Source organism: Streptomyces sp. NPDC057280 (genome assembly GCF_042668605.1).
Lineage (GTDB): Bacteria > Actinomycetota > Actinomycetes > Streptomycetales > Streptomycetaceae > Streptomyces.
In genome coordinates, this window is record NZ_JBHUYR010000005.1 from 153,352 (window position 1) to 174,953 (window position 21,602).

The 21,602-nt window shown below is 71.5% G+C and carries 19 protein-coding genes; 10 read left to right on the forward strand and 9 right to left on the reverse strand.

Translation table 11 applies throughout. From position 1 onward, the window contains the following. The first annotated feature begins 277 nt into the window (after positions 1 to 277). Complete coding sequence (locus tag ACFUO4_RS28250; RefSeq protein ID WP_079310525.1) at positions 278 to 1,378, forward strand: citrate synthase 2; 1,101 nt, start codon at positions 278 to 280, stop codon at positions 1,376 to 1,378. Here ACFUO4_RS28250 and ACFUO4_RS28255 read toward each other — a convergent pair. The 3 genes from ACFUO4_RS28255 to ACFUO4_RS28265 form a co-directional block, all read right to left on the reverse strand. Continuing rightward, complete coding sequence (locus tag ACFUO4_RS28255; protein ID WP_383490101.1) at positions 1,375 to 2,403, reverse strand: isopenicillin N synthase family dioxygenase; 1,029 nt, start codon at positions 2,401 to 2,403, stop codon at positions 1,375 to 1,377. The two genes, ACFUO4_RS28250 and ACFUO4_RS28255, sit on opposite strands and share 4 nt — an antisense overlap. A gap of 481 nt (positions 2,404 to 2,884) precedes the next feature. Beyond that, the gene (iscB, locus tag ACFUO4_RS28260) at positions 2,885 to 4,240 is read right to left on the reverse strand and encodes an RNA-guided endonuclease IscB (RefSeq protein ID WP_383490104.1); all 1,356 of its coding nucleotides are present in this window, start codon (positions 4,238 to 4,240) and stop codon (positions 2,885 to 2,887) included. A gap of 680 nt (positions 4,241 to 4,920) precedes the next feature. Beyond that, on the reverse strand, positions 4,921 to 5,832 hold the full coding sequence (locus ACFUO4_RS28265) for an SDR family oxidoreductase (RefSeq protein ID WP_383490107.1): 912 nt from the start codon (positions 5,830 to 5,832) through the stop codon (positions 4,921 to 4,923). A 134-nt stretch (positions 5,833 to 5,966) separates the two neighbouring features. Between ACFUO4_RS28265 and ACFUO4_RS28270 the strand changes: the two genes are divergently transcribed. The 4 genes from ACFUO4_RS28270 to ACFUO4_RS28285 all read left to right on the forward strand — a co-directional run bounded on the left by ACFUO4_RS28270 (position 5,967) and on the right by ACFUO4_RS28285 (position 9,304). After that, a complete protein-coding gene (locus tag ACFUO4_RS28270; RefSeq protein WP_383490110.1) occupies positions 5,967 to 6,878 on the forward strand; it encodes a LysR family transcriptional regulator in 912 nt (303 codons plus the stop codon). A gap of 25 nt (positions 6,879 to 6,903) precedes the next feature. After that, positions 6,904 to 7,302 (forward strand): RidA family protein, encoded by a 399-nt coding sequence (locus tag ACFUO4_RS28275; protein WP_079310510.1) that lies wholly within the window; start codon positions 6,904 to 6,906, stop codon positions 7,300 to 7,302. A 40-nt stretch (positions 7,303 to 7,342) separates the two neighbouring features. Further along, complete coding sequence (locus ACFUO4_RS28280; protein WP_079310524.1) at positions 7,343 to 7,744, forward strand: GNAT family N-acetyltransferase; 402 nt, start codon at positions 7,343 to 7,345, stop codon at positions 7,742 to 7,744. A 153-nt stretch (positions 7,745 to 7,897) separates the two neighbouring features. Continuing rightward, a complete protein-coding gene (locus ACFUO4_RS28285) occupies positions 7,898 to 9,304 on the forward strand; it encodes a PAS domain-containing protein (RefSeq protein WP_383490113.1) in 1,407 nt (468 codons plus the stop codon). 21 nt (positions 9,305 to 9,325) lie between these two features. Here ACFUO4_RS28285 and ACFUO4_RS28290 read toward each other — a convergent pair whose 3' ends face one another. Further along, a complete protein-coding gene (locus tag ACFUO4_RS28290) occupies positions 9,326 to 10,081 on the reverse strand; it encodes an SIS domain-containing protein (protein WP_079310509.1) in 756 nt (251 codons plus the stop codon). Between the two features lie 239 nt (positions 10,082 to 10,320). On the opposite strand from ACFUO4_RS28290, the gene ACFUO4_RS28295 reads away from it, so the two are divergent. Together ACFUO4_RS28295 and ACFUO4_RS28300 are read left to right on the forward strand one after the other, a co-directional pair. Continuing rightward, positions 10,321 to 11,013, forward strand: a complete 693-nt coding sequence (locus ACFUO4_RS28295) for a metal-dependent transcriptional regulator (RefSeq protein WP_059195917.1) — start codon at positions 10,321 to 10,323, stop codon at positions 11,011 to 11,013. A gap of 592 nt (positions 11,014 to 11,605) precedes the next feature. Next, positions 11,606 to 12,553: an alpha/beta fold hydrolase gene (locus tag ACFUO4_RS28300; RefSeq protein ID WP_079310508.1), complete on the forward strand. Its 948-nt coding sequence runs from the start codon at positions 11,606 to 11,608 to the stop codon at positions 12,551 to 12,553. A gap of 3 nt (positions 12,554 to 12,556) precedes the next feature. Here the strand turns inward: ACFUO4_RS28300 and ACFUO4_RS28305 are convergent, their stop codons facing one another. From ACFUO4_RS28305 to ACFUO4_RS28320, 4 genes are all read right to left on the reverse strand, one after another. Beyond that, positions 12,557 to 12,688, reverse strand: a complete 132-nt coding sequence (locus tag ACFUO4_RS28305; RefSeq protein WP_383490118.1) for a hypothetical protein — start codon at positions 12,686 to 12,688, stop codon at positions 12,557 to 12,559. 24 nt (positions 12,689 to 12,712) lie between these two features. Beyond that, on the reverse strand, positions 12,713 to 14,305 hold the full coding sequence (locus ACFUO4_RS28310; RefSeq protein WP_383490121.1) for a transporter: 1,593 nt from the start codon (positions 14,303 to 14,305) through the stop codon (positions 12,713 to 12,715). Beyond that, the gene (locus ACFUO4_RS28315) at positions 14,302 to 15,075 is read right to left on the reverse strand and encodes an ABC transporter ATP-binding protein (RefSeq protein WP_383490124.1); all 774 of its coding nucleotides are present in this window, start codon (positions 15,073 to 15,075) and stop codon (positions 14,302 to 14,304) included. The genes ACFUO4_RS28310 and ACFUO4_RS28315 overlap by 4 nt, the downstream gene beginning before the upstream one ends. A 65-nt stretch (positions 15,076 to 15,140) precedes the next feature. Beyond that, on the reverse strand, positions 15,141 to 15,803 hold the full coding sequence (locus ACFUO4_RS28320) for a bifunctional DNA primase/polymerase (protein WP_059195921.1): 663 nt from the start codon (positions 15,801 to 15,803) through the stop codon (positions 15,141 to 15,143). A 458-nt stretch (positions 15,804 to 16,261) separates the two neighbouring features. On the opposite strand from ACFUO4_RS28320, the gene ACFUO4_RS28325 reads away from it, so the two are divergent. Beyond that, positions 16,262 to 17,647: a transcriptional regulator gene (locus ACFUO4_RS28325; protein WP_383490128.1), complete on the forward strand. Its 1,386-nt coding sequence runs from the start codon at positions 16,262 to 16,264 to the stop codon at positions 17,645 to 17,647. 213 nt (positions 17,648 to 17,860) lie between these two features. After that, the gene (locus tag ACFUO4_RS28330) at positions 17,861 to 19,624 is read left to right on the forward strand and encodes a hypothetical protein (protein ID WP_383490131.1); all 1,764 of its coding nucleotides are present in this window, start codon (positions 17,861 to 17,863) and stop codon (positions 19,622 to 19,624) included. A gap of 20 nt (positions 19,625 to 19,644) precedes the next feature. Here ACFUO4_RS28330 and ACFUO4_RS28335 read toward each other — a convergent pair whose 3' ends face one another. After that, positions 19,645 to 20,952, reverse strand: a complete 1,308-nt coding sequence (locus tag ACFUO4_RS28335) for an ABC transporter substrate-binding protein (protein ID WP_079310507.1) — start codon at positions 20,950 to 20,952, stop codon at positions 19,645 to 19,647. A gap of 117 nt (positions 20,953 to 21,069) precedes the next feature. On the opposite strand from ACFUO4_RS28335, the gene ACFUO4_RS28340 reads away from it, so the two are divergent. Then, the gene (locus ACFUO4_RS28340) at positions 21,070 to 21,570 is read left to right on the forward strand and encodes a hypothetical protein (protein ID WP_079310506.1); all 501 of its coding nucleotides are present in this window, start codon (positions 21,070 to 21,072) and stop codon (positions 21,568 to 21,570) included. Positions 21,571 to 21,602 lie beyond the last annotated feature (32 nt).

Genomic DNA, 21,602 nt, shown 5'->3' on the forward strand with positions numbered 1-21,602 from the left:
GAAGCGGGGTCAGGGGCGGTGTCGGGTCCGTGGGAGACGGCGTGTGCGTCGGTCACGTGGTCATCTTGCCGTATCGAACGTCACTCCACGGAGGGTGGCACTGAGTGCCGCGAACCCTGCCCAAGCCTGGCACTCGGGGATATGGTGCAGATGCCACCCCCTGGGGTGACCGCCGACCGAACGGGGCATCACAGGGGTGACCGCCCAGGACCGCGAGCCCCGCACGGCCGTGGATCCGTCGGCGTCATCCGTCGCACACATCATGAGGAGCCGCCTGATGTCCGACTTCGTACCTGGCCTCGAAGGAGTCGTCGCGTTCGAGACGGAGATCGCCGAACCGGACAAGGAGGGCGGCGCCCTCCGCTACCGCGGCGTCGACATCGAGGACCTCGTCGGCCACGTCTCGTTCGGCAACGTCTGGGGCCTGCTCGTCGACGGCGCCTTCCGCCCCGGCCTGCCGCCCGCCGAGCCCTTCCCGATCCCCGTCCACTCCGGCGACATCCGCGTGGACGTCCAGTCCGCCCTGGCCATGCTCGCCCCCGTCTGGGGCCTGAAACCCCTCCTCGACATCGACGAGGCCCAGGCCCGCGACGACCTCGCCCGCGCCGCCGTCATGGCCCTGTCCTACGTCGCCCAGTCCGCCCGCGGCCAGGGCCGCCCCATGGTCCCGCAGCGCGAGATCGACAAGGCCCAGTCCGTCGTCGAACGCTTCATGATCCGCTGGCGCGGCGAACCCGACCCGAAGCACGTCGCGGCGGTCGACGCGTACTGGACCTCCGCCGCCGAGCACGGCATGAACGCGTCCACCTTCACGGCCCGGGTCATCGCCTCGACCGGCGCGGACGTGGCCGCGGCGCTCTCGGGCGCCGTAGGAGCGATGTCCGGCCCGCTGCACGGCGGCGCACCTTCCCGCGTCCTGCACATGATCGAGGAGATCGAGCGCACGGGCGACGCCGAGGCGTACGTCAAGCAGGCCCTCGACAAGGGCGAGCGCCTGATGGGCTTCGGCCACCGGGTGTACCGGGCCGAGGACCCCCGCGCGCGCGTACTGCGGCGTACGGCACGCGAACTGGGCGCGCCGCGCTTCGAGGTCGCCGAGGCGCTGGAGAAGGCCGCCCTGGCGGAACTCCACGCCCGCCGCCCGGACCGTGTCCTGGCCACGAACGTGGAGTTCTGGGCGGCGATCGTCCTCGACTTCGCGGAGGTCCCGGCGCACATGTTCACGTCCATGTTCACGTGCGCCCGTACGGCCGGGTGGTCGGCGCACATCCTGGAGCAGAAGCGGACGGGGCGGCTGGTGCGGCCTTCCGCGCGCTACGTGGGCCCCGGGGCGCGGAGCCCCCAGGACATCGAGGGGTACGCGAAGATCGCCGCCTAGGCCGGAGCCAGCAGGTCCTGGTGATGCCGCTCCGCCACCAGCGGATGCGCCCGCAGCTTCCCCTTGAGCTCGTTGTAGCCGTACTCGGCGAAGAGCGGGTTGGACGGATCGTCGGTGATGCCCGGTGCGGCGGAGGCGTGCGGGAAGGGCAGCGGCTCCACCCGCGCGTCCAGCCGCGGGTTGTAGAAGAACGGCACGGAGAACCGCTCGGTGGCGCCGGGCGGTGAGACGACGCGGTGGTTGGTGGCCACGAGATACCCGTTCGTGGCCACCTCCAACAGCTCCCCGAGATTCACGACGAACGCCCCCTCCAGCGGCGGCACGTCATGGAAGAGCCCGTCCTCGCGCTGCACCTGGAGGCCGCCGACCTGGTCCTGGAGGAGCAGGGTGAGGAACCCGTAGTCCTTGTGGGCGCCGACCCCCTGATCGGCGCCGTCACCGGCGCTCCCCGGGTAGCGCACGAGCTTGAGGTGCGGATGGGCCCGCTCCCCGAAGATCGGGTCGTAGAAATCCGAAGGGGCCCCGATGGAGGCGAGCAGCTCGTGCAGCAGCCGCTCGGCGACCGAGCTGAGCCGCTCGACCCAGGCGAGCGCGGCGGCACGCAGCTCGGGCAGGGAGTCGGGCCACTGGTTGGGCCCCTCCAGCCACCAGTACGCCGGCTCACCGGCCCCGGGTATCCGGGCGGGCCGCTCGGCCCCGATGTCGAGCTGGTCCCGCCAGTCCCGGCTGCCACCGGTGCGCTCGTCACCGGTACGGGTGTACCCCCGGAAGTGCGGCGAGTGCACGTTGTCGAGGGCGAGCCGGTCAGCCTCGGGGAGCGCGAAGAACCTCCGCATGGCGGAGAGGAGGGCGCGGGTCTCCTCTTCCGGGACGCCGTGCCCGACGAGCTGGAAGAACCCCACGTCATGGGCGGCGCTGTGCAGCTGGGCACGGAGCAGCGCACGGGCCTGGGGGCCGCGGTCGGCGGCCGAGAGATCGATGATCGGGAGCTGCTGGTACGACGGATTCGTCGACACGTGGGTCATGGTGCGTCCGCAAAGGGTGAGAGGGAGAAACAGCGACAGCGGAGGGCTGCGCGAAGGGGCTGGAGGCTCAGACGGAGCGTCGACAGCCCATGCTCGTGACGCGGACGTAGTCCACGTGGCGGCGTCGAACGAGCGAAAGCATGCGGTCAGAGTACTGCGTACCGCAAGAATCGCGGGTGTCGCAGGTCACTCCCGGAAAACCTGCGGGCGGGAAGAAGCCGCGGACAAGCAGACGACCCGCGAGCTCGGGTCCCCCCGCCTCAGCGGGGGAGCCGGCCGGACGTACCGGCGAGCTCACGGGTCGGGTGACTGTTTGGGATTGGGCCGGCTGCACGCATCTGTCGCGCACTGGTCCGGCACCGCACTGAATGTGGTGACGGGCCGCTAGCCCGCAGCCACCTCGCGCGTCCGGGTTTCACTCATTTACCCGATCACCTCCTTTCCCACGTGGGGCACAGCCTAGGAACCGGTCGGCCACCGATCAACCGGTTTTTCGAGATGTCGGCGGAGCGGATTCCGACCGGACGCTGTAGCCGTATCCGTCGCCCCGTTGCAGAAGCGCCAGATTCCTGTGGGACACGTTGAGCCTGCCCGTAGGCGTCTGGAGGCTGTGCTGGCCCCTGGCCCGAACCGAGATGCGACCGGTCCAGCTGCCTGCCCGTTTTCCAGTCGGAACGGTGGCTCGTACGAGATCCCCGGTGATGTATCCGAAGTGTTGCTTGGCACGGGTTCGCCGCAGACGCGGGAATCCGGACCGGTCCGGTGTGGTGCGTGCGTACGATCCGCGTCCGGTGGCCTTGGCGACGAGGACCTTCTCCGGGTATCGCACGATCACTTCTCCGGCCTCGTGATCCAGTTGTCCGACGGACAGGGCGTCCAAAGTGTGGGTCTTGGCCAGCCCCATGGCGGTCCGGATTCCCTTGGTGGCCTGACCAGTCGAGGTATGGGTGGGGATGCCAAGGTCGTTGAGTGCCTCCGTGAGCAGCCATCGGGTCGTGTTCATAGCGGCGGCGTCGCGGAGGGGTGGCTTGAGCTGGCGGAGGACTCGCGCGAGTCGCTCAGGTCGGTGGGCGAGGAACACCTCGATGGGGCTGCTGCCTTTGGCGGAGTTGCAGGGGGTGCAGGCGAGGACGAGGTTAGTGATCCGGTTCGTGCCTCCTCGGCTGCGAGGCCTGAGGTGCTCGATGTTCAGGGGAACGTCGGTGGCGTCGCAGTAGGCGCAGGCGTTGTTCCATCTGGCGCGCAAGTAGTCGCGAGCGGTGGTCCCAGCCAGTGTGCCTTGTGCGAATTCGGCTCCTCTGAGGGGGCGGCCGGCGCTCATGGAGTGGGTGTCGAAGGAGACCAGCTCCACGTGGATTTCGGTGACGGGCGCGTAGCGGCACAGTCGGTTCGCGAGGGAGAAGGTGGTGTCGACGCGGTGGCGCACTGACGGGGGCATCCAGCCTGTTGGTCTGGTGCGGTTGTCAGAACGGGGTTTCCGGTAGCGGCAGTTGGCCGATCGCCGTCGGTGTCGGTATCCGGCGCGTCGTTGCATGCCGTCGTGGATCTGGTCGCCGCGGTGCTGGAGCTCGACGGAGATGAGTCCGCGTCGGATGGTGACGGCGGTCCCCTTGCTGCCGGTTTCCTTCTTCTCGTCGGTGAGGGCGAAGCCGGTGCCTTTGGAGCCGGGGTCGATGCGCAACTGGACGCCGTCGACGGCTGATTCGGCTCGTGTGCGGTCCTTGCAGCGGATGGCGAAGGGGACTTGGCGTGCGACGACGGCTCGTCCCTTGCCGAGGAGCTCGCGGGCGCGGGCGGGGTGGCAGGGCATGAGGGGCTGTCCGTCTTTGGAGAGCACGAATACTCTGCTCGCGCCGACCCCACCCTCGTAGGACGACGGATTGTGCGTGGGAGCGTCACCGCTCCCGTTCTCTGCCTCCCTCGCCACCGCAGTGGCGCTCTTGGCGTGACGCCGTCGGGCCCTGGTGCTCTGCCCGTCGGTCTCCCCTCGCCCATGTTCCCTGCCGGTGCCCCGCGCGGTTGCGGGATGTCCGTGCGCCGTTTCGTCCCTGCTCCCAGGGGTGTCTGCTCCCACGGATTCCAGAGCAGGCTGCTGAGGAAGCACAGCCTGGTGGGTCTGCTCACCTACAGGAAACGTAGTCATCGGGGCACCTCCCTGATCCTTGGATCGTGATGACTGGGGCTGGTCACTCGACGGCGCCATGGCCGGGGGAGCGAGTGACCTCCCTTCTGAAGTTGCAGCTGAAGCTAGTCGTTGGGATCCGCTTTGATGGATCGCTTCTTCGGAAGTAGCCCATACATGAGAATTTGACGCATTCTTCAAGCGTGCAGCCGATCTTGCTGCTACTTAGCTCCCCTCCAGGTGTGTCGGGGGAGGCGGCGGGACGTTCGGGCCGCGGACAGCTTCATGGACTTCCGCGCGGGCCTGACAGCCGAGGGCCGCCACTGATACGAGCGCGCGACCGGGTCTGACAGTCACCCCGCCGAGCCCTCAGAGGCCCGCGGCCTTCGGGGCCGTCAGAGGATGCTCCGGCGCCCCTCCTCGAAGTAGTGCCCCTCCGCCAGGTCCGCGAGCAGGTCGGGCTGCTCCGGCTTCCAGCCCAGGCGCTGCCGGGTCAGGGCGCTGGAGGCCCGGAGGTCGAGGGCGATGAAGTGGGCGAACCAGCCGAAGTGGGCGGGGGCCTCGGCCCGCGGTACCTGGGCCACCGGTACGCCCAGGCCCTGGCCTATCGCGGTCGCGATGGCGTGGAGGGGGACGCCCTCGTCGTCGATCGCGTGGATGCGGGTGCCCGCGTCGGCCTTCTCCAGGGCCAGGCGGTAGAGGCGGGCCGCGTCGAGGCGGTGGACGGCGGGCCAGAGGTTGGTGCCGGCGTCGATCGTCGCGGAGACGCCCTTGTCGCGGGCGATGTCGATGAGCTTGGGGACGAAGGCGCCGTCGTCGCGGCCGTGCACGGACGGGGGCAGGCGGAGGACCGAGGCGCGTACGCCGCGGTCGGCGAGGGCGAGGGTGGCCTCCTCGGAGGGGACACGGAACGGCGCCACGGAGTCGGGGTGGGCGGCGTCCTCCTCGGTGGCGTGGATGCCGGGCTCGACCAGGAACGCCGATGTATTGACGAAGGGCTTGCCGGTGCCTTCCAGCACCGACCCCATCGCCTCGATGGCGTGCAGGTCGATCACGCCGGAGGCGGCGATGTCCGAGAAGTCGTGCTTGAAGGCGGTGTGGATGACACCGTCGGCCGCCTCCGCTCCCCGGCGCAGGCTGTCGAGGTCGTCCAGGTCGCCGCGGTGCACCTGCGCGCCCGCCGCCCGCAGCGCCGCCGCGGAGTTGTCGGAGCGGGCCAGGCCGATCACTTCGTGTCCGGCGCCCATGAGTTCACGTACGACGGCGCTGCCCACGAAGCCGCTGGCGCCGGTGACGAACACACGCATGCTGATGACCCCCAGAGGGATGGAATTCGGGAATGCGGGATGCCTCCAGCCTCGGGAACAGCAGGGTCCCGCGTCCAAAGCCTGTTTCGTATACGGCAATGCGATCTGGGCATCACCGCAGCTAGGCTCGTTGTATGGCCGACTTCGACTCCGGCTCCCAGCCGATCCCCGGCGCCGTGGACCTCGATCTCCGACTCGTCCGGTACTTCACCGTCGTCGCCGAGCACCGCCACTTCGGGCGGGCCGCCGACGCCCTGCACATCACCCAGCCCTCGCTGAGCCGCCAGGTGCAGCGGCTGGAGCGGGAGTTGGGGGCGCGGCTGCTGGACCGGACGCCGCAGGGGACGCGGCTGACGGAGGCGGGGGAGGTCTTCCTGGCGGAGGCGAAGGCGTTGCTGCGTGCGGCGGCTCAGGCGGCCGTACGCGCGCGTGCCGCCGCTCAGCCGCATCGGATGACGGTCGGTTTCACGTCGGGGATCATCGTCACCCCGGCGGTCCGGGCGGTACGGCACCGGCATTCGGACGCCGAGGTGCTGACCGTCCATCTGGCCTGGGACGACGTCCATCACGCCCTGCTCGAGCACCGGGTCGACGCGGTGGTGACGCGGCTGCCGTTCCGCACCGAGGGGCTGCGGGTGACGGTCCTCTACGACGAGCCGCGCGTGCTGATCGTGCCGCTGGACCACCGGCTGGCCGGCAAGGAGGCCGTCACGCTGGACGACATCGCCGACGAGCGGCTGCCGCGTACGGCGGACCCGGTGCGCAGCGCGTTCTGGCGGTTCGAGCCGCGTCCGGACGGGCGCCCGGCGCCGGACGGGCCGCTCATCGAGGCGGTCGAGGACAAGTTCGAACTCGTCGCGGCCGGGGAGTCGTTGGCGGTCGCCGCGCAGTCCGTGGGACGGGTCCTGCGGCCCGACCTCACCATGGTCCCGCTGGAGGGCATCGAGCCCAGCCATGTCGTCGTCGCCACCCGCGCGGACGACCGCAACCGCCTGGTGACGTCCTTCCGCAAGGCCGCGCGGGACCATCTCACCCTGGACGCGTAACCGCAGCTCACCTACGGTTTCGCAGATGACGGAGCGACGCGCGATTCTCAGTGGTTCGGTGTTCGAGGAGCAGATCGGGTACGCCCGTGCCGTGGTCGACGGCGACTGGGTGCACGTCTCGGGGACGACCGGCTACGACTACGCGACCATGACCATCTCCGACGACGTCGTCGAGCAGGCCGAGCAGTGCCTGCGGAACATCGGGGCGGCCCTGGCGGAGGCCGGGAGCGGTTTCGAGGACGTCGTCCGGGTCCGGTATCTGCTGCCCGACCGTGAGGACTTCGAGCCGTGCTGGCCGGTGCTGCGGCGGGTGTTCGGGCAGGTGCGGCCGGCGGCGACGATGATGATGTGCGGGCTCGCCGATCCTCGTATGAAGATCGAGATTGAGGTGTACGCGCGGCGGGGAGGTGGAGGACGTGTCTGATCTTCCGACAGTCCGGCTGGAGCGTGCCGTCGGCGACGCCATGCTCGAACAGTGGCGGTACGTCCACAACGTGATCATCCCGGCCGACCCGCTGAGCCTCGACGCGGTGCGCGAGCGCGGTACGCGCTACCGCCTGGAGAACGCGTACGTCGGTGACGTCCTCGTCGGCTGCTCCACCGTACGCCCGCCGGAGGGCGAGGACGCGGTGGCGACCGTCATCGCGCGCGTGCTGCCCGCGTACCGGAGACGGGGATACGGGACGGCGCTGTACGAGAACGGGCTCGCCCACGCGCGCGGGCTGGGCGCGAAGGTGATCGAGACGTGTGTGCTGGCCGTCAACGAGGACGGTCTGCGCTTCGCCGGGAAACAGGGATTCGTCGAGGTCGAGCGGTATGTGCTCGACGGCGAGAACGACGAATGGGTCGATCTCCGGCTGGCCTAGGCGCACCGGAACACCCGCAGAGACAGGAGCGGCGTACAACGATTCCCCCAACTTGTGGGAACTCGGTGTGTGCTGCGTCACGTTCCAGTTAGATGATTGCAAGTGAGCGAACCGACGTGCCGTACGTACGGACGCAGCCTGCAGGGGGTCCAGGTGAGTGCTTCCAGGCGTAGTGGGACCACCGACGAGCTGGGGCCGGACGAGCCCGAGCAGCCCGACCAGCCCGACCGGGACGGCGCGGACCTGCTCGCCGCCCTGCTCGACGGCATGGACGCGGCGCTGTGCGCCTTCGACGCGGACGGCGTCGTCACCCACTGGAACCGCGAGGCGGAGCGGATTCTGGGCTGGTCCGCGGCCGAGGCCGTGGGGCGGCACGGCTTCGCCGGGTGGGCCGTACGGGAGGCCGACGCCGAGGAGGTCGAGGGGCGGCTGATGTCCGCCATGCAGGCCCCCGGGCGGCAGGTGCACGAGTTCGCGCTGCTGACCAAGGAGGGCGGACGGGTCCTCGTACGGACCCAGTCGGCGGCCGTGCACGGTCCGGACGGCAAGCCCGCCGGGGTGTACTGCGCGTTCAGCGAGGTGCACGCGCAGATCGATCTGGAGCGGTCGATCGCGCTGAGCGAGGCGTTGTTCGAGGACGCCAGCTGGGGTGTCGTGCTGGTCGACGCGGATCTGCGGCCCGCGGTGGTGAACGCGCACGCGGCGCGGGCCCTGGGCATCGGCCGTACGGCCGTGCTGGGGCGGCCCCTGGGCGAGCTGCTCGCCCAGGGCGTGGAGGAGCTGGAGAGCGCGCTCACGCATGTGCTGGCGGAGGGCGCGCCGCCCGCTCCGGCCGAGATCTGGGTGAGCGTGCGGACGCCGGAGGGCGAGCAGCGGCGCTGCTGGCGGTGCGGGTTCGTGCGGCTGGCCTCGCCGCTCGCCGAGGAGCCGGTGCCGCTGGGCGTGGGCTGGCTGTTCAACGACGTCACCGTGGCCAAGCAGGCCGAACAGGAGGCGTCCCTGCTGCGCTTCCGGAGCAACCAGCTGCATCGCGCGGCCCGCGCGGCCGCCGAGTGCGAGGACCCGGCGGAGGCGGCGACGATCCACCTGGACTTCGCGCTCGCCGGCTTCGCCGACCACGCGCTGATCGACCGGGTGGCGGGGGACGGCTCGCTCGCCGACGGGGACTCGGACGTTCCGGTACGACTGGTCCGGGTCGCCGGGACCCCCTCCGGGGCGCCGGGGCCGAGCCTGCTGACCGGGCAGGCCGGGTTGCCGGTGCGGTACGCGGAGGGGCATCCGGCGTTGCAGTGCGTGGAGCGGGTCGGGCCGGTGCGGGCGAGCGTGGGCTCGGTGCCGGCGGAGCGGGCGCGGGAGTGGGCGCTGGCCCGGCAGTGGCCGCCGGACGCGGTGCACGCGCTGTGCGCGGTACTGCGGAGCCGGGGGCGGACGCTGGGCGCTGTGACGTTTCTGCGAGGGGCCGGACGGAGTGCGTTCGAGCGGTCCGACGCGGCCCATGCGGAGGACGTGGCGATGCGGATCGCCGCGGCGCTGGATCTGGCGGGGGCGTTGCGGGGATGAGCGGCGGCGACGGGTGACGGGTCAGCGTCGGTAGAAGATCCGGTCCCCGTACTCGTCGAACACCCGCTCGTTCCACTCCAGCCCCCCGTCCACGTTCCCCGACCGGAGCATCGGCGGCTCCACGCCCCGTTCCGCAAGGGACGTCGCCGCCGTCGCCACCATGGCCTGCATCAGGGCGGACGTCACCACCGTCGAGGCGGGGGCGAAGGGGGCCGGGACCGTGTCGAGGGTGAGTTCCGCGTCGCCGATGGCGATCTTGGAGTCGAGGACGACGTCGCAGTGGTCCTTGAGGTAGGTGCCGGAGGAGTGCCGGGAGCGGGTCTCGGCGGCGTACGCCACCGACGTCACGCCGATGACCTTCACCCCGCGCGCGCGGGCGGTCATCGCCATCTCCACCGGCATCGCGTTGCGACCGGAGAGGGAGATGATCACGAGGGCGTCGCCCGCGCGGAGCGGGGAGCAGTCCAGGACGGTGCTCGCGAGGCCGTCGACGCGCTCCAGGGCGGAGCCGAGCGTGGCCGGCATGACGTCCACGCCCACCATCCCGGGCGCCGCGAGGAGGTTCATCAGCGCGAGGCCACCGGCCCGGTAGACGACGTCCTGCGCGGCGAGCGAGGAGTGCCCGGCGCCGAAGGCGAACAGCCGGCCCCCCGCGGCGACCGTGTCGGCGAGGAGCGTGCCGGCCGCGGCGATGGGCTCGGCCTCCTCGTCGCGGACCCGCTGCAGCAGGCCGATGGCGGCGTCGAGGAACCGGTCGGCGGGCGTGCCGTCGCTCATACGAACCCCTTCGGGTTGGCTGTGTCGCGGATCACCGTGCGGTCTGGACCAGTGCGGTGTCAATACGGCCGTGCCGACGCCCCCGCGAGGGCGTGCCGCGCCGGTCCCCGTGCCCGCGAAACCAGCTCGTTTCACCGGCGCGGCACGGTTGTCAGTGCTATGCGTCAGAATTGGGGTCAGGGCCAGCGCACGCGCCGCGGAGTGGTCGCGCTTCCGGCAGAGCTAATCGAGGGGCACGTATGTCCGGACTGATCGACACCACGGAGATGTATCTCCGCACCATCCTCGAGCTCGAGGAGGAAGGCGTGGTCCCCATGCGCGCCCGGATCGCCGAGCGGCTCGACCAGAGCGGGCCGACCGTCTCCCAGACGGTGGCGCGGATGGAGCGGGACGGCCTGGTGTCCGTGGCGAGCGACCGGCATCTGGAGCTGACCGACGAGGGCCGCCGGCTGGCGACGCGCGTGATGCGCAAGCACCGCCTCGCGGAGTGTCTCCTGGTCGACGTGATCGGCCTGGAGTGGGAGCAGGTCCACGCCGAGGCCTGTCGCTGGGAGCACGTGATGAGCGAGGCCGTCGAGCGCCGCGTCCTGGAGCTGCTCCGTCACCCCACCGAGTCGCCCTACGGCAACCCGATCCCCGGTCTGGAGGAGCTCGGCGAGAAGGACGGCGCCGATCCCTTCCTCGACGAAGGCATGGTGTCGCTGGCCGACCTGGACCCGGGCGGCGAGGGCAAGACGGTCGTGGTGCGCCGCATCGGCGAGCCGATCCAGACAGACGCGCAGCTGATGTACACGCTGCGGCGGGCGGGTGTGCAGCCCGGCTCGGTGGTGAGCGTGACGGAGTCGGCCGGCGGGGTGCTGGTGGGCAGCGGCGGCGAGGCGGCCGAGCTGGCGGCGGACGTCGCCTCGCATGTGTTCGTCGCCAAGCGCTGACCGGCCGGTCGTCCTGGGGGTTTTCCAACTGCGGTGGCCGTAGGGACAGTTGTGGCGTCCCGGGGGAGGCCGCCGATGTGGCGGCGCGGTGTGGCCGATTCGAAGATTCAGTGCGCCGAATCGCAGCGCTGCGACGCCCCGCGTGCAAGGCTGTCGCGTGAGGCATATGACCTGAGGGGGCCGGGATGGTGTGCCGCAGACATATGGAGGGCCCCGGCGCCATGCGGCGCCGGGGCCTGTCCTCCCCTGTGCTGACCCGGAGCCCCGAGCTCTCAGGGTCATTCCCCTCGGACCGATTTCCCCGAGCGGTCCGCCTCCCGCAGAAGATCTCCCCTCGGTCGCGACGATCAATCCTTGAGTGAGGTCACTCGAATGAGGGGTGTTGGCGGCAGAGGACGCATTTTCGAATAGGCATTCGATAGCCTTGGGGTGAACTGCGGGGGGTGACACCCGGGGCGGAACATGCGCTTCAGGGAGAGGCGGCGGCGCGACAGCGAGCACGTCAGGCAGGACAAGGCAGAGATGGTTCACAGGACCGGCCGGCTGAGCGGGAGCAAGCGGTCCGAGCGGAGCTAGGGGGGTGCCAGGACCAATGGCGCGGCGCATCGACGTGACCGGAGCGGGCGGCGTACGCCTTGCCGCCTGGGAGTTCGGCGACCCTCCCAAGCCCGACCAGGCGGCGGAGCCGACGGAGCTGGGGGTGCGGGAGCAGGACGGCGCCGCCGGCCGGCGGGCCGGGCAGCGGACCGTCCAAGGCGCCCTCGACCGCTCACCCGGCGTGCTGTTACTGCACGGCCTCATGGGCCGCGCCTCCCACTGGGCCGCCACCGCCCGCTGGCTGTCCGAGCGCCACCGGGCCGTCGCCCTCGACCAGCGCGGCCACGGCCGCAGCGACAAGCCCCCGCAGGCCTCCTTCACCCGCGAGGCCTACGTCGAGGACGCCGAGGCGGCCCTCGAACAGCTCGGCCTCGGCCCGGCCGTCCTCATCGGCCACGCCATGGGTGCCCTGACCGCCTGGCAGCTCGCCGCGAAACGGCCCGACCTGGTCTCCGGCGTGATCATCTGCGACATGCGGGCCTCCGCCCTCGGAGCGGCCTCGCAGCGGGAGTGGGCCGACTGGTTCAAGTCCTGGCCCCTCCCCTTCGCCACCCTGGCCGACGTCCGCAAGTGGTTCGGCGAGGACGACCCCTGGGTGGAGCGCCCGAACCCCGCCCGCGGCGAGTTCTACGCCGAGGTGATGGCCGAGTCACCGGACGGCTGGCGGCCCGTCTTCGAACCCGAGCAGATGCTGAAGTCCCGGGAGACCTGGGTGTTCGACGCGCACTGGGAGGAACTGGCGCAGGTCCAGTGCCCCGCGCTGGTCGTCCGCGGTCTCGACGGCGAGCTGGGGCGGGCGGAGGCGCAGGAGATGGTGCGGGTACTGCCGCGGGGGGAGTATGCCGAGGTCGCCGACGCCGGCCATCTGGTGCACTACGACCAGCCGGACGCCTGGCGGGCAGCCGTAGAGCCCTTCATCGAGGGCCTGTTCGGAGAGCGGTAACCGTCAGCGCCTGTCCACCGTCGCCGGCATCCCGGTCAGCGTCAGCCCCTGCTTCACCGAGTCCGGCATGCCGGCCAGCCGGCAGCGCCTGTCCACCGCAGCCGGCATCCCGGTCAGCGTCAGCCCCTGCTTCACCGACTCCGGCATCCCGGTCAGCCGTCAGCCCCTGCTCACCGCCGCCAGGATCTCCGGCAGCCGGGCCGCCGTGCGCGGTGCCGCCAGCCGCAGCCCCGCCAGCGTGATCGCCGCCCCGTACAGCGCCCCCACCGGCAGCAGCACCCAGCTCCACCGGTCGCCGTCGCGCACCACGTTCAGCCAGATCGTCAGCGTGATGACCGGGGCGCACAACAGCGCGGCGGCGATCATGCCGCCGAAGATCGAGATCCAGGCGAGCCCGGTCTGCCCCGGGGCCACGTTCTTGTAGCCCTCCTGCGGGATGGAGTACGGGAAGCGGGCCGAGGTCCAGGCACCCGTCGCCAGCATCGCGCCCAGCAGGGCGAAGGACAGCCCGAGCGCCTCCGGCAGCCTGGCCCAGTCGCCGAGCATCGCCGTCGTCACGACGGTCACGAGCGTCGCGTACGGCAGGGTGATCACCAGCAGCGCCAGGGCGCGGCCGCGCAGCTCGACGTACGCGTCCCGGGGCGAGGAGATGGTCGTCGCCACCATCCAGAACGCGGAGGTGTCCTGCCCGAACTGGTTGTACATCTGGATGCCGAGCATCCCCGCGGCGAAGCACGCGAAGTAGATCGAGCCGGTGCCCTGAAGGGCGTTGAAGACAGGGACGATCAGCCCGATCGCGAGCGAGGTGACCCATGCGGCCTTCGTCTTCGGGTCGCGCCAGATGTAGCGCAGGCTGCGCTCGACCACGGTGCCCGTCCGCCCGCCCGGCAGCAGCCGCCCGAGCCCCGTCGACGTCCGCTCACGGGCGGCCGACTCGGTGGCGGCCTGGAGCGTGGAGCCGTCCGGCGCGATCATCAGCCGCGTCAGATGCCGCGACCAGAGGGCGATCAGCGCCACCAGCGCACCGAAGCTCAGGGCGAGTTGGGCGACCGCGACGCCGTACGACCCCGAACTCGCCGAGTCCACCGCCCCGATCGCGGACGCCGGCGGCACCCAGCGCAGCACGTCCCCGGCCGGGTCCAGCTGCGCCAGACCGCTCGAACCCAGTCGCTGCACACCGAAGTTGGCCAGCTGCGCCCCGATCGCGATCACGAGCCCGCTCAGCACGGCCAGGTCCCGCCCCTTGCGGCTGGTCAGCAGCCGGATGTTGGCGACGGCCACGGCCCGCGCGAGCGCCACGCACACCAGCAGCGCCAGCACCACCCCGACGACCGCGACGACGTACGCCGCCGAGCCGTGCGCCACGGACACCGCGCAACCGATCAGCAGGCACAGCGTGAACACCGGCCCGATCCCCACCAGCGAGGCCGCGAGCAGCGCCCGCACCAGCGGCCGGGGCCGCAGCGGCAGCATCACCAGCCGCGTCGGATCGAGTGTCTCGTCCCCGCCGGGGAAGAACAGCGGCATCACCGCCCACCCGACGGCCAGCACCGCGACCAGCAGCACCGCCACGGACACGGCGTGGGCGTTGCCCCGCAACGCGATCAGCCCGAGCAGTTGCAGCGCCGCGAACAGCAGCGTGACGACGGCCGACACGAGGTACGCGGCCCGCCGCCCACCGGACTGCCGCAGCCCGTTCCTGAGCAGCGACAGCTTCAGCCGTACGACGACCGCGGTGACGTCGGCACTCATCGTGCCGCCCCGCCGCCCAGCCAGTCCAGATCGGACCCGGCGTCCCGCCCGCGCGCCCCGACCAGCTCCAGGAACGCCTGCTGGAGCGAGGGCGCCTCGCCGCGCACCTCGGCGAGCGTGCCCTGGGCCCGGATGCGCCCGGCGGCCATGACGGCCACCCAGTCGCACAGCGACTCGACGAGCTCCATGACATGGGAGGAGAAGACGACGGTGGCGCCGGAGGCGGTGTAGCGCTCCAGCACCCCGCGGATGGTCTGGGCGGACACCGGGTCGACGCCCTCGAACGGTTCGTCCAGGAAGAGGACTTCGGGGTTGTGGAGGAGCGCGGCCGCGAGTCCGATCTTCTTGCGCATACCGGTCGAGTAGTCGACCACCAGCTTGTGCTGTGCTCCGGCGAGGTCGAGGACGTCGAGCAGCTGCGCGGCCCGCTTGTCGACCTCGGTCCCGGGCAGCCCCCGCAACCGCCCGGAGTAGCCGAGGAGTTCACGCCCGGAGAGCCGCTCGAAGAGCCGGAGCCCTTCCGGGAGGACCCCGATCCGGGCCTTGACCTCGACGGGGTCCCGCCAGACGTCGTGCCCGACGACGGAGACGGACCCTTGGTCGGGCCGCAGCAGCCCGGTGATCATGGAGAGGGTGGTGGTCTTCCCGGCCCCATTGGGCCCGACAAGCCCGATGAACTTCCCGGCGGGCAGTTCGAGATCAATCCCGGCAACGGCAATCTGCTGCCCGAACCGCTTCCAGAGCCCACGCACACTTACGGCCGACGTCATGCATGCCAACCTACAAAAAGGGACGCGGGGCTGAATCTATTAGCGGCTCCGCCGCGGGGCGCACGCTATCGATCCCGACCGCACGCGTAGGCAAGCGGCGAGATCAACTCCTCCGCATCCGGCAACCACCGATTCGCAGGAGTGGGCCGACAAGCCCACTGCACGGCACCCCGAGACCCGTACCGAGTAGGCGGAGCGGCAACGTAAGCACCCTCACCCAAAGCCACCAGATCCAGCGAAGAAGGCGTCCACCCCAGCTTCCGCACCAGCTCCGGCACCTTCACGGAAGCCCCCGGCAACACGAAGAAGTGCATCCGCCGATCAGGCGACAAGGTCACCGGCCCGAGCGTCAACTCCATCCGCTCCATACGGGCCAGCGCGAGAAACCCGGCCGTCTCCGGGACGGACACCGCGTCGAAGGTCCGCCCCGTCGGCAGCAGAATCGACGCCAGCGGCTGCTTCTGCCACAACCGGCGCGCGACCGTCGCACTGCCGGTCGCCTGCGTCGCCCAGTCGTCGCGCGCGGGGTGCGCGCCGGGTGCGGCGCACGCCGCGTCGCCGCAGGAGCAGCGCTGCACCCCGTCGACGGCTTCCAGCCAGGTGCCGGGGAAGACGTCCCAGTGGCGCTCCTCGGCGTAGCGTACGGCTGTCTCCAGCAGCGATTCGCCGCGCTGCTTCGGAATCTGAGCGGCTTCGGTGCCCGCGATCGTCTCTTCCACGATGAACACAACTCCCGCACCCACCTGGAGTTACGGGCGTTCAGGCCCTGCCGCCAATCTCCCGTCTGCCTCGCGGGGTTCGGCACGCGCATCTGCGGCGTTGTCGTCAGTCGCCGACGCTCCGCGTCGACTCCCTCCTCCGCCTTGCAGCTGCACGCACCGAACCCCGCGAGGCCCGCCCTTCGGGCGGACGACGGGAGATTGGCGGCAGGGCCTGTGCGCGGGGGAGGGGCATCGATTCCGCATCTGGGGCGCATGGATGCACGTGTGGGGGCGCGTGGGAGGAACGACGGCGTGATCGGGGTAGCCAGCTGTGGGGGGCGGCAACCGCCTTTACCCCGGCAATCCTCGCAAGCCTCGCATTTTCGGTCGGTTCGCGGGGCATCGATCTTCACGGCCGGATTTTTTCGGTGGAAGACACGTCAACTCGGTGCGTGGGCAGGCACCGCAGCCACAGGGGGTACGCCATGGCCGCAAGGCCTCTCGTCGCGCGGCAGCCGAACGAACGGCTGCAGGCGCTCATCCAGGAAGCGGGCTGCTCGAACGCCGGGCTGGCCCGCCGCGTCAACATGTGCGGTGCGGAGCACGGCCTCGACCTGCGCTACGACAAGACGTCCGTGGCGCGCTGGCTGCGCGGCCAGCAGCCGCGGGGCCGGGCACCGGCGATCATCGCGGAGGCTCTGGGCCGCAAACTCGGCCGTACGGTCACGATCGACGAGATCGGCATGGCCAACGGCAAGAACCTCGCCTCGGGCGTGGGTCTCCAGTTCTCGCCGACCGTACTGGGGGCCATCGAGCAGGTCTGCGAGCTGTGGCGCAGCGACGTGGGGCGGCGGGACTTCCTGTCCGGCTCGTCCGTCGCCGCCTCCGCGCTCGTCGAGCCGAGCCGCGACTGGCTGATCTCCTCGCCGGACTCCCAGGTGGCGCGCTCGGCGGGCCCCCGGGTGGGGCAGTCGGACGTGGCGGCCGTGAAGGCGATGACCCAGGCGCTCGTCGACCTCGACCACCAGTACGGCAGCGGGCATGTGCGGCCGGTCGTCGTGCACTACCTCAACAGCGTCGTCTCCGGGCTGCTCGCCGGGTCGTACCGGGAGGCCGTGGGTCGTGAACTGTTCGCCGCCGTCGCGCGGTTGACCGAACTCGCCGGGTACATGGCCATCGACACCGGCCAACCGGGCCTGGCCCAGCGGTACTACATCCAGGCGCTGCGCCTCGCACAGGCCGCCGGGGACCGCGGATACGGCGGGTACGTGCTGGCCGCCTCCATGAGCCATCTCGCCGCACAGCTCGGAAACCCGCGCGAGATCGCACAGTTGGCGCGGGCGGCGCAGGAAGGGGCGCGCGGGCGCGTGACACCGCGCGCGGAGGCGATGTTCTACGCGGCCGAGGCACGCGGGCACGCCCTGCTGGGCGACGCGCGGGCGGCGCAGGCGGCCTCCGGGCGGGCGGTGAGCGCGCTGGAGTCGGCGGACGCGGGCTCCGGGGACGATCCGGCGTGGATCGCGCACTTCGGCGAGGCCTATCTGGCCGACGAGTTGGCGCACTGCCACCGCGACCTCGGCCAGGCCGAGGCGGCGGCGCGGCGGGCGCAGGAGTCGTTGGACGGCCTGCCGGAGACCAAGGCGCGGCGCCGGGCCATCGGCTACGTCCTGCTGGCCAGCGCTCAGGTGCAGCAGCGCGAGATCGAACAGGCCTGCCACACCGGCCTGAAGGCCGTGGAACTCCTCGAGACGGTCCGGTCCAACCGGGGCGCCGAATATCTCGACGACTTCCAGCAGCGCCTCGAACCCTTCCGGGACGAGCCCGTGGTACGGGAGTTCGGGGCCCGGCTGGAGTTGCAGGCGGCCGCGTGAAATCCCTGGGTACGAGGGCGTGAACTCCCGGGAAACGAAGGCGATTGGGCGGAAAGCAGTGCTTAAGGAGGGCTTATAGAGCGGATACGGGCCCGGTTCTGTTACCGCGGTCACAGGGACGCAGGTCACGTCCCGTGCTGCGTGGCACCGGGCTCGGGGGACCCGGTAGCGTGAGCCGACGATTCACAAGGTCCCCCATTTGTAGGAGTCCCGGTGACGCAGAGTGGACAGGGCGAGGAGCCCTCGCCGCGCGTGGCGCGCGAAGGCATCGTGCTGCCCTCGGACGGTGGCGAACCGCTGCTGCCGGGTATGACCGGTGTCCCCGCGGGCGGCAGCCACGGGCCGGCGCCCGCCCCGGCGGCCCCGCCCGCCGCGCCGCCGGGCGCCCAGGCCTGGGGCACCCCGTGGGGACCCGACCAGCAGACACCGCCTCAGCAGCAGCCCGCCCCCGGCGACGGCTGGGGGGCCTCGCAGGGCCGGCCGTGGGACGAGCCGAACCCGTACCAGGGTCAGCCGCAGGCACCGGACCCGTACCAGGCACAGGGCCCGGGCCCCTACCAGGGGCAGGCGCCCGACCCGTACCAGCCGCAGACGCCGGGCTACCAGACCGACCAGCCCACCTCCTACTACCTGCCGCCGGTCGCCCAGACGCCGCCGGCGTCCCAGCCGCTGCCCCAGGAGAACGCCCCGGCGCCGCAGCCGTCCGGCTACGACACAGACCAGGCGACGTCCTACTACCTGCCGCCCGTCGGGCAGACGCCGCCGGCGTCCCAGCCGCTGCCGCAGGAGAACGCCCCGGCGCCGCAGCCGTCCGGCTACGACACCGACCAGGCGACCTCCTACTACCTGCCGCCCGTCGGGCAGCCCCTGCCGACGCCGCCGGGCGCCGACCCGTACGGCGCCCCCGCCGGACCCGGCGCCGCCACCGGCGCACCCCTGTCGCCCGTCGACGAGGGCGCCACGCAGTACATCCCGCCGGTCACCTCAGGCGCGCTGCCGCCCGAGGTGTCCGCCGAGCGGACGCAGTTCCTGGGGCACACCCCGCAGGACCCCGGGCCGCACGGACAGGCCGCTCCGCTGCCGCCCGTGTCGGGGCCGGACGCGGAGGCGACGCAGTACATCCCGCCCGTGACCGGGCAGCACGGCGGGGAGCGGCAGCCGCCCGCCGAGTTCGACAACCTCTTCCGCAGCGGGCCCGGCGGCGAGGGACCGGCCGGGGCCACGCAGGTGCTGCCGCGGTTCGAGCCGGAGCAGCCGCAGCCGCAGCCGTCGTACGTCCCGCCCACGGGCACCGGCACCGGACGCCGGGCCGCGCAGGCGGACGAGCGGGACCGCAGCGGGCCGACCCGGTCGCGGGTGCCCGCCATCGCCGCCGTGGGCATCGGTATCGCCGTTCTCGGCATCGGCGCGGGCGCGCTGCTGGCGAGCGGCGGTGGCGACGACAAGGGCGACGACAACAAGCCCGTGTCCGCGACCGCTCCGGCGAGCGACGGTGGTTCCGCCTCGCCGTCCACCGACGCCGCGAAGGAGCAGGCGGTCGCCCTGGACAAGCTGCTCGCCGACAGCGGTGACAGCAGGGCGTCCGTGATCAGCGCGGTCGGCAATGTGAAGGCCTGCAAGGACCTCGGGCAGGCGGCCACCGATCTGCGCGACGCCGCCGGCCAGCGGAACGAGCTGGTCACGAGCCTGTCCGGGCTGTCCGTGGACCAGCTCCCCCACCACACCGAGCTGACCACCGCCCTGACCAAGGCGTGGAAGGCGTCCGCGTCGGCCGACAACCACTACGCGGCCTGGGCGGACCAGGTCGCCGCCAACAAGAAGGGCTGCAAGAAGGGCCAGGCGCGCTCCACCCCGCAGACCCTGGCCGGCAACCAGGCGAGCGGCGAGGCGACCACCCAGAAGAAGACGGCCGCCCGGCTGTGGAACGCGATCGCGAAGAAGTACGGCCTGACCGAGCGCACCTACACCCAGCTCTAGGACAGGCCCTAGGGCAGGCCCTAGCCGACCTCGGCGTTCGACAGGGTCCTGCGGACGTCGGTGAAGCCCGGGTGGGCGGCCACGAGACGGCCCTGGCGGACGACCTGGAGCGTCACGTCGGTGTTGACGAGGCGGGTCAGACCGATCTTCGCGAGGCTGTTCTCGTACTCCCAGTTGAGGGTCGGGGTGAGGCCGCCGGTGTTGACCTTCAGGCCGCCGTCGAGGGTCTTGCGGATCGCGGTGCCGGTCACCTCGCCGTCGCCGAGGGACTCCAGGACGGCCTTGAGGACGGTGTAGGCGATCCAGGTGGTCTGCACTCCGGCGTCCGCGGGGTCGATGCGGTTGTCGCCGAACGCCTCCTTCTTGATCACCTGCTTCATGGGGTCCCAGCGCTTGTCGCTCGCGACCGGGTACCAGCTGGTGATGTACGACCCCTCGTACGGCCCCGACTGCCCGCCGGAGGCGTTGATCACCGTCTGGTCGACGCTGCCGAGCACGGTGGCCGTGCGCACGGCCGGGTAGTCCTCGCGGGCGCGGCGGAAGGAGTCCATGAAGGTGCCGGTGTGGTCGCCGAGGGCGGGCACCACACAGCCCTTCTTCGCCGGGTCGGTGGTGGTGTGCTTCAGGGCGCGCTCGGACTGGGCGGAGTACTCGGTGGCGTCCTCGTCGGCCAGCTGGTCCGCGGCGGCGGGGTGGCCGCCCGCCTTGAGGCCGGAGTCGATCATGGCGTGCAGCTCGTCGCCGGCGATGGAGTCGGGCCGGACCAGCGCGACGGGCCCGCAGGCACCGGCGAGTTCCTTGCCGAGGCCGGCCAGCAGGCTGGGCTGGCCGCCGTTGACGGGGAAGGAGAGCGGGCTCTCCAGCTCGGAGTTGGTGATGCCGTAGCCGCCCAGGTAGGGGATGTCGGCGCTCTCCAGGGCCGGGAAGAAGGCGTCGCCGTGCTGGCTGTAGGAGCCGACGACCGCGACGACGCCCTCGTCGGCCGCGCGCTCGGCGCACTTGGCGGCGGTGACGGTGTCGTTCTGGTCGTTGCAGACCAGGACGGAGAGCTTGCGGCCGTTGATGCCGCCCTGGGAGTTGATCCAGCGCGCGTAGGCCTGGGCGAGGGCGGGCATGCCGGGCTTGTTGGTGGCGTCGGTGTTCATCGGCGCCCAGGTCATGATCTTGATCGGGTCGTCCCCGGCACCCCCCGTGACACCGGGGACGACCCCGCAGCCGGCTATCAGTGACGCACATCCCACCAGCGCCCCCGCCGCGAGGGCGGTGGCTCTGACGGGCCGCGTGAAGGTGGGGAGGAAGGTGCTGCGGGTGCGTCGCCTGCCAGTCATGGGCACACACGCTTCCGCCACATCGCCAACCTGGGAGTGACGCACGGTCAACGAACGGTGACGTGCAGGTGAATTGCGGGGGCCGATGAGACCGATGTGACGGGGAACGTACGATCGATGACCGTGCAAGGTTCGGAGAACTCTTCCCGTCGTGGCCGTCGCTCATCCACCATGGGCGCTATGCCACTGAACGACATGCCGTGGTGGCGCTGGCGCAGCAATGTGCGCTCCGCGCTGCACATGCTCTCCGACCCGGGGTTCCAGAGGGACGTCTGGCTGGCCGGCGTCGAGGGGTACGGGGACGTCACCGACGCCGTGTACCGCCTCGTCGAGGACACCTGGCTCGACAACTGGTCCGCCGAGAAATACGTCGGCACGATCTTCCGGGACTCCCAGGAAGCCGCCCTCGTCGACACCGCCGTCCTGCGCGTGCTGCGGATCATGCACCAGGTCGGCCCGGACGCCCCGGTCTCCGTGTACATGGAGAACCCCGGCTGGCCGGAGGCGGTGCGGGCGGCGCGGGACGCGCACGTGCGCATGGCGACGGCCGACGGGGAGGACCCGGACGCCCCGCCGCGCACCCTGCACGTCCTGCAGATCATGACCCGGTCCGCGTGACGGACTCAGGCGCCGCGTCCCCGGTGGATATG

Coding starts and splice junctions, on each gene's coding strand:
- ACFUO4_RS28250 (WP_079310525.1), top strand. CDS start 278: ATGTCCGACTTCGTACCTGGCCTCGAAGGAGTCGTCGCGTTCGAGACG.
- ACFUO4_RS28255 (WP_383490101.1), bottom strand. CDS start 2,403: ATGACCCACGTGTCGACGAATCCGTCGTACCAGCAGCTCCCGATCATC.
- ACFUO4_RS28265 (WP_383490107.1), bottom strand. CDS start 5,832: ATGCGTGTGTTCGTCACCGGCGCCAGCGGCTTCGTGGGCAGCGCCGTC.
- ACFUO4_RS28270 (WP_383490110.1), top strand. CDS start 5,967: ATGGCCGACTTCGACTCCGGCTCCCAGCCGATCCCCGGCGCCGTGGAC.
- ACFUO4_RS28275 (WP_079310510.1), top strand. CDS start 6,904: ATGACGGAGCGACGCGCGATTCTCAGTGGTTCGGTGTTCGAGGAGCAG.
- ACFUO4_RS28280 (WP_079310524.1), top strand. CDS start 7,343: ATGCTCGAACAGTGGCGGTACGTCCACAACGTGATCATCCCGGCCGAC.
- ACFUO4_RS28290 (WP_079310509.1), bottom strand. CDS start 10,081: ATGAGCGACGGCACGCCCGCCGACCGGTTCCTCGACGCCGCCATCGGC.
- ACFUO4_RS28295 (WP_059195917.1), top strand. CDS start 10,321: ATGTCCGGACTGATCGACACCACGGAGATGTATCTCCGCACCATCCTC.
- ACFUO4_RS28300 (WP_079310508.1), top strand. CDS start 11,606: ATGGCGCGGCGCATCGACGTGACCGGAGCGGGCGGCGTACGCCTTGCC.
- ACFUO4_RS28310 (WP_383490121.1), bottom strand. CDS start 14,305: ATGAGTGCCGACGTCACCGCGGTCGTCGTACGGCTGAAGCTGTCGCTG.
- ACFUO4_RS28315 (WP_383490124.1), bottom strand. CDS start 15,075: ATGACGTCGGCCGTAAGTGTGCGTGGGCTCTGGAAGCGGTTCGGGCAG.
- ACFUO4_RS28325 (WP_383490128.1), top strand. CDS start 16,262: ATGGCCGCAAGGCCTCTCGTCGCGCGGCAGCCGAACGAACGGCTGCAG.
- ACFUO4_RS28335 (WP_079310507.1), bottom strand. CDS start 20,952: ATGACTGGCAGGCGACGCACCCGCAGCACCTTCCTCCCCACCTTCACG.
- ACFUO4_RS28340 (WP_079310506.1), top strand. CDS start 21,070: ATGACCGTGCAAGGTTCGGAGAACTCTTCCCGTCGTGGCCGTCGCTCA.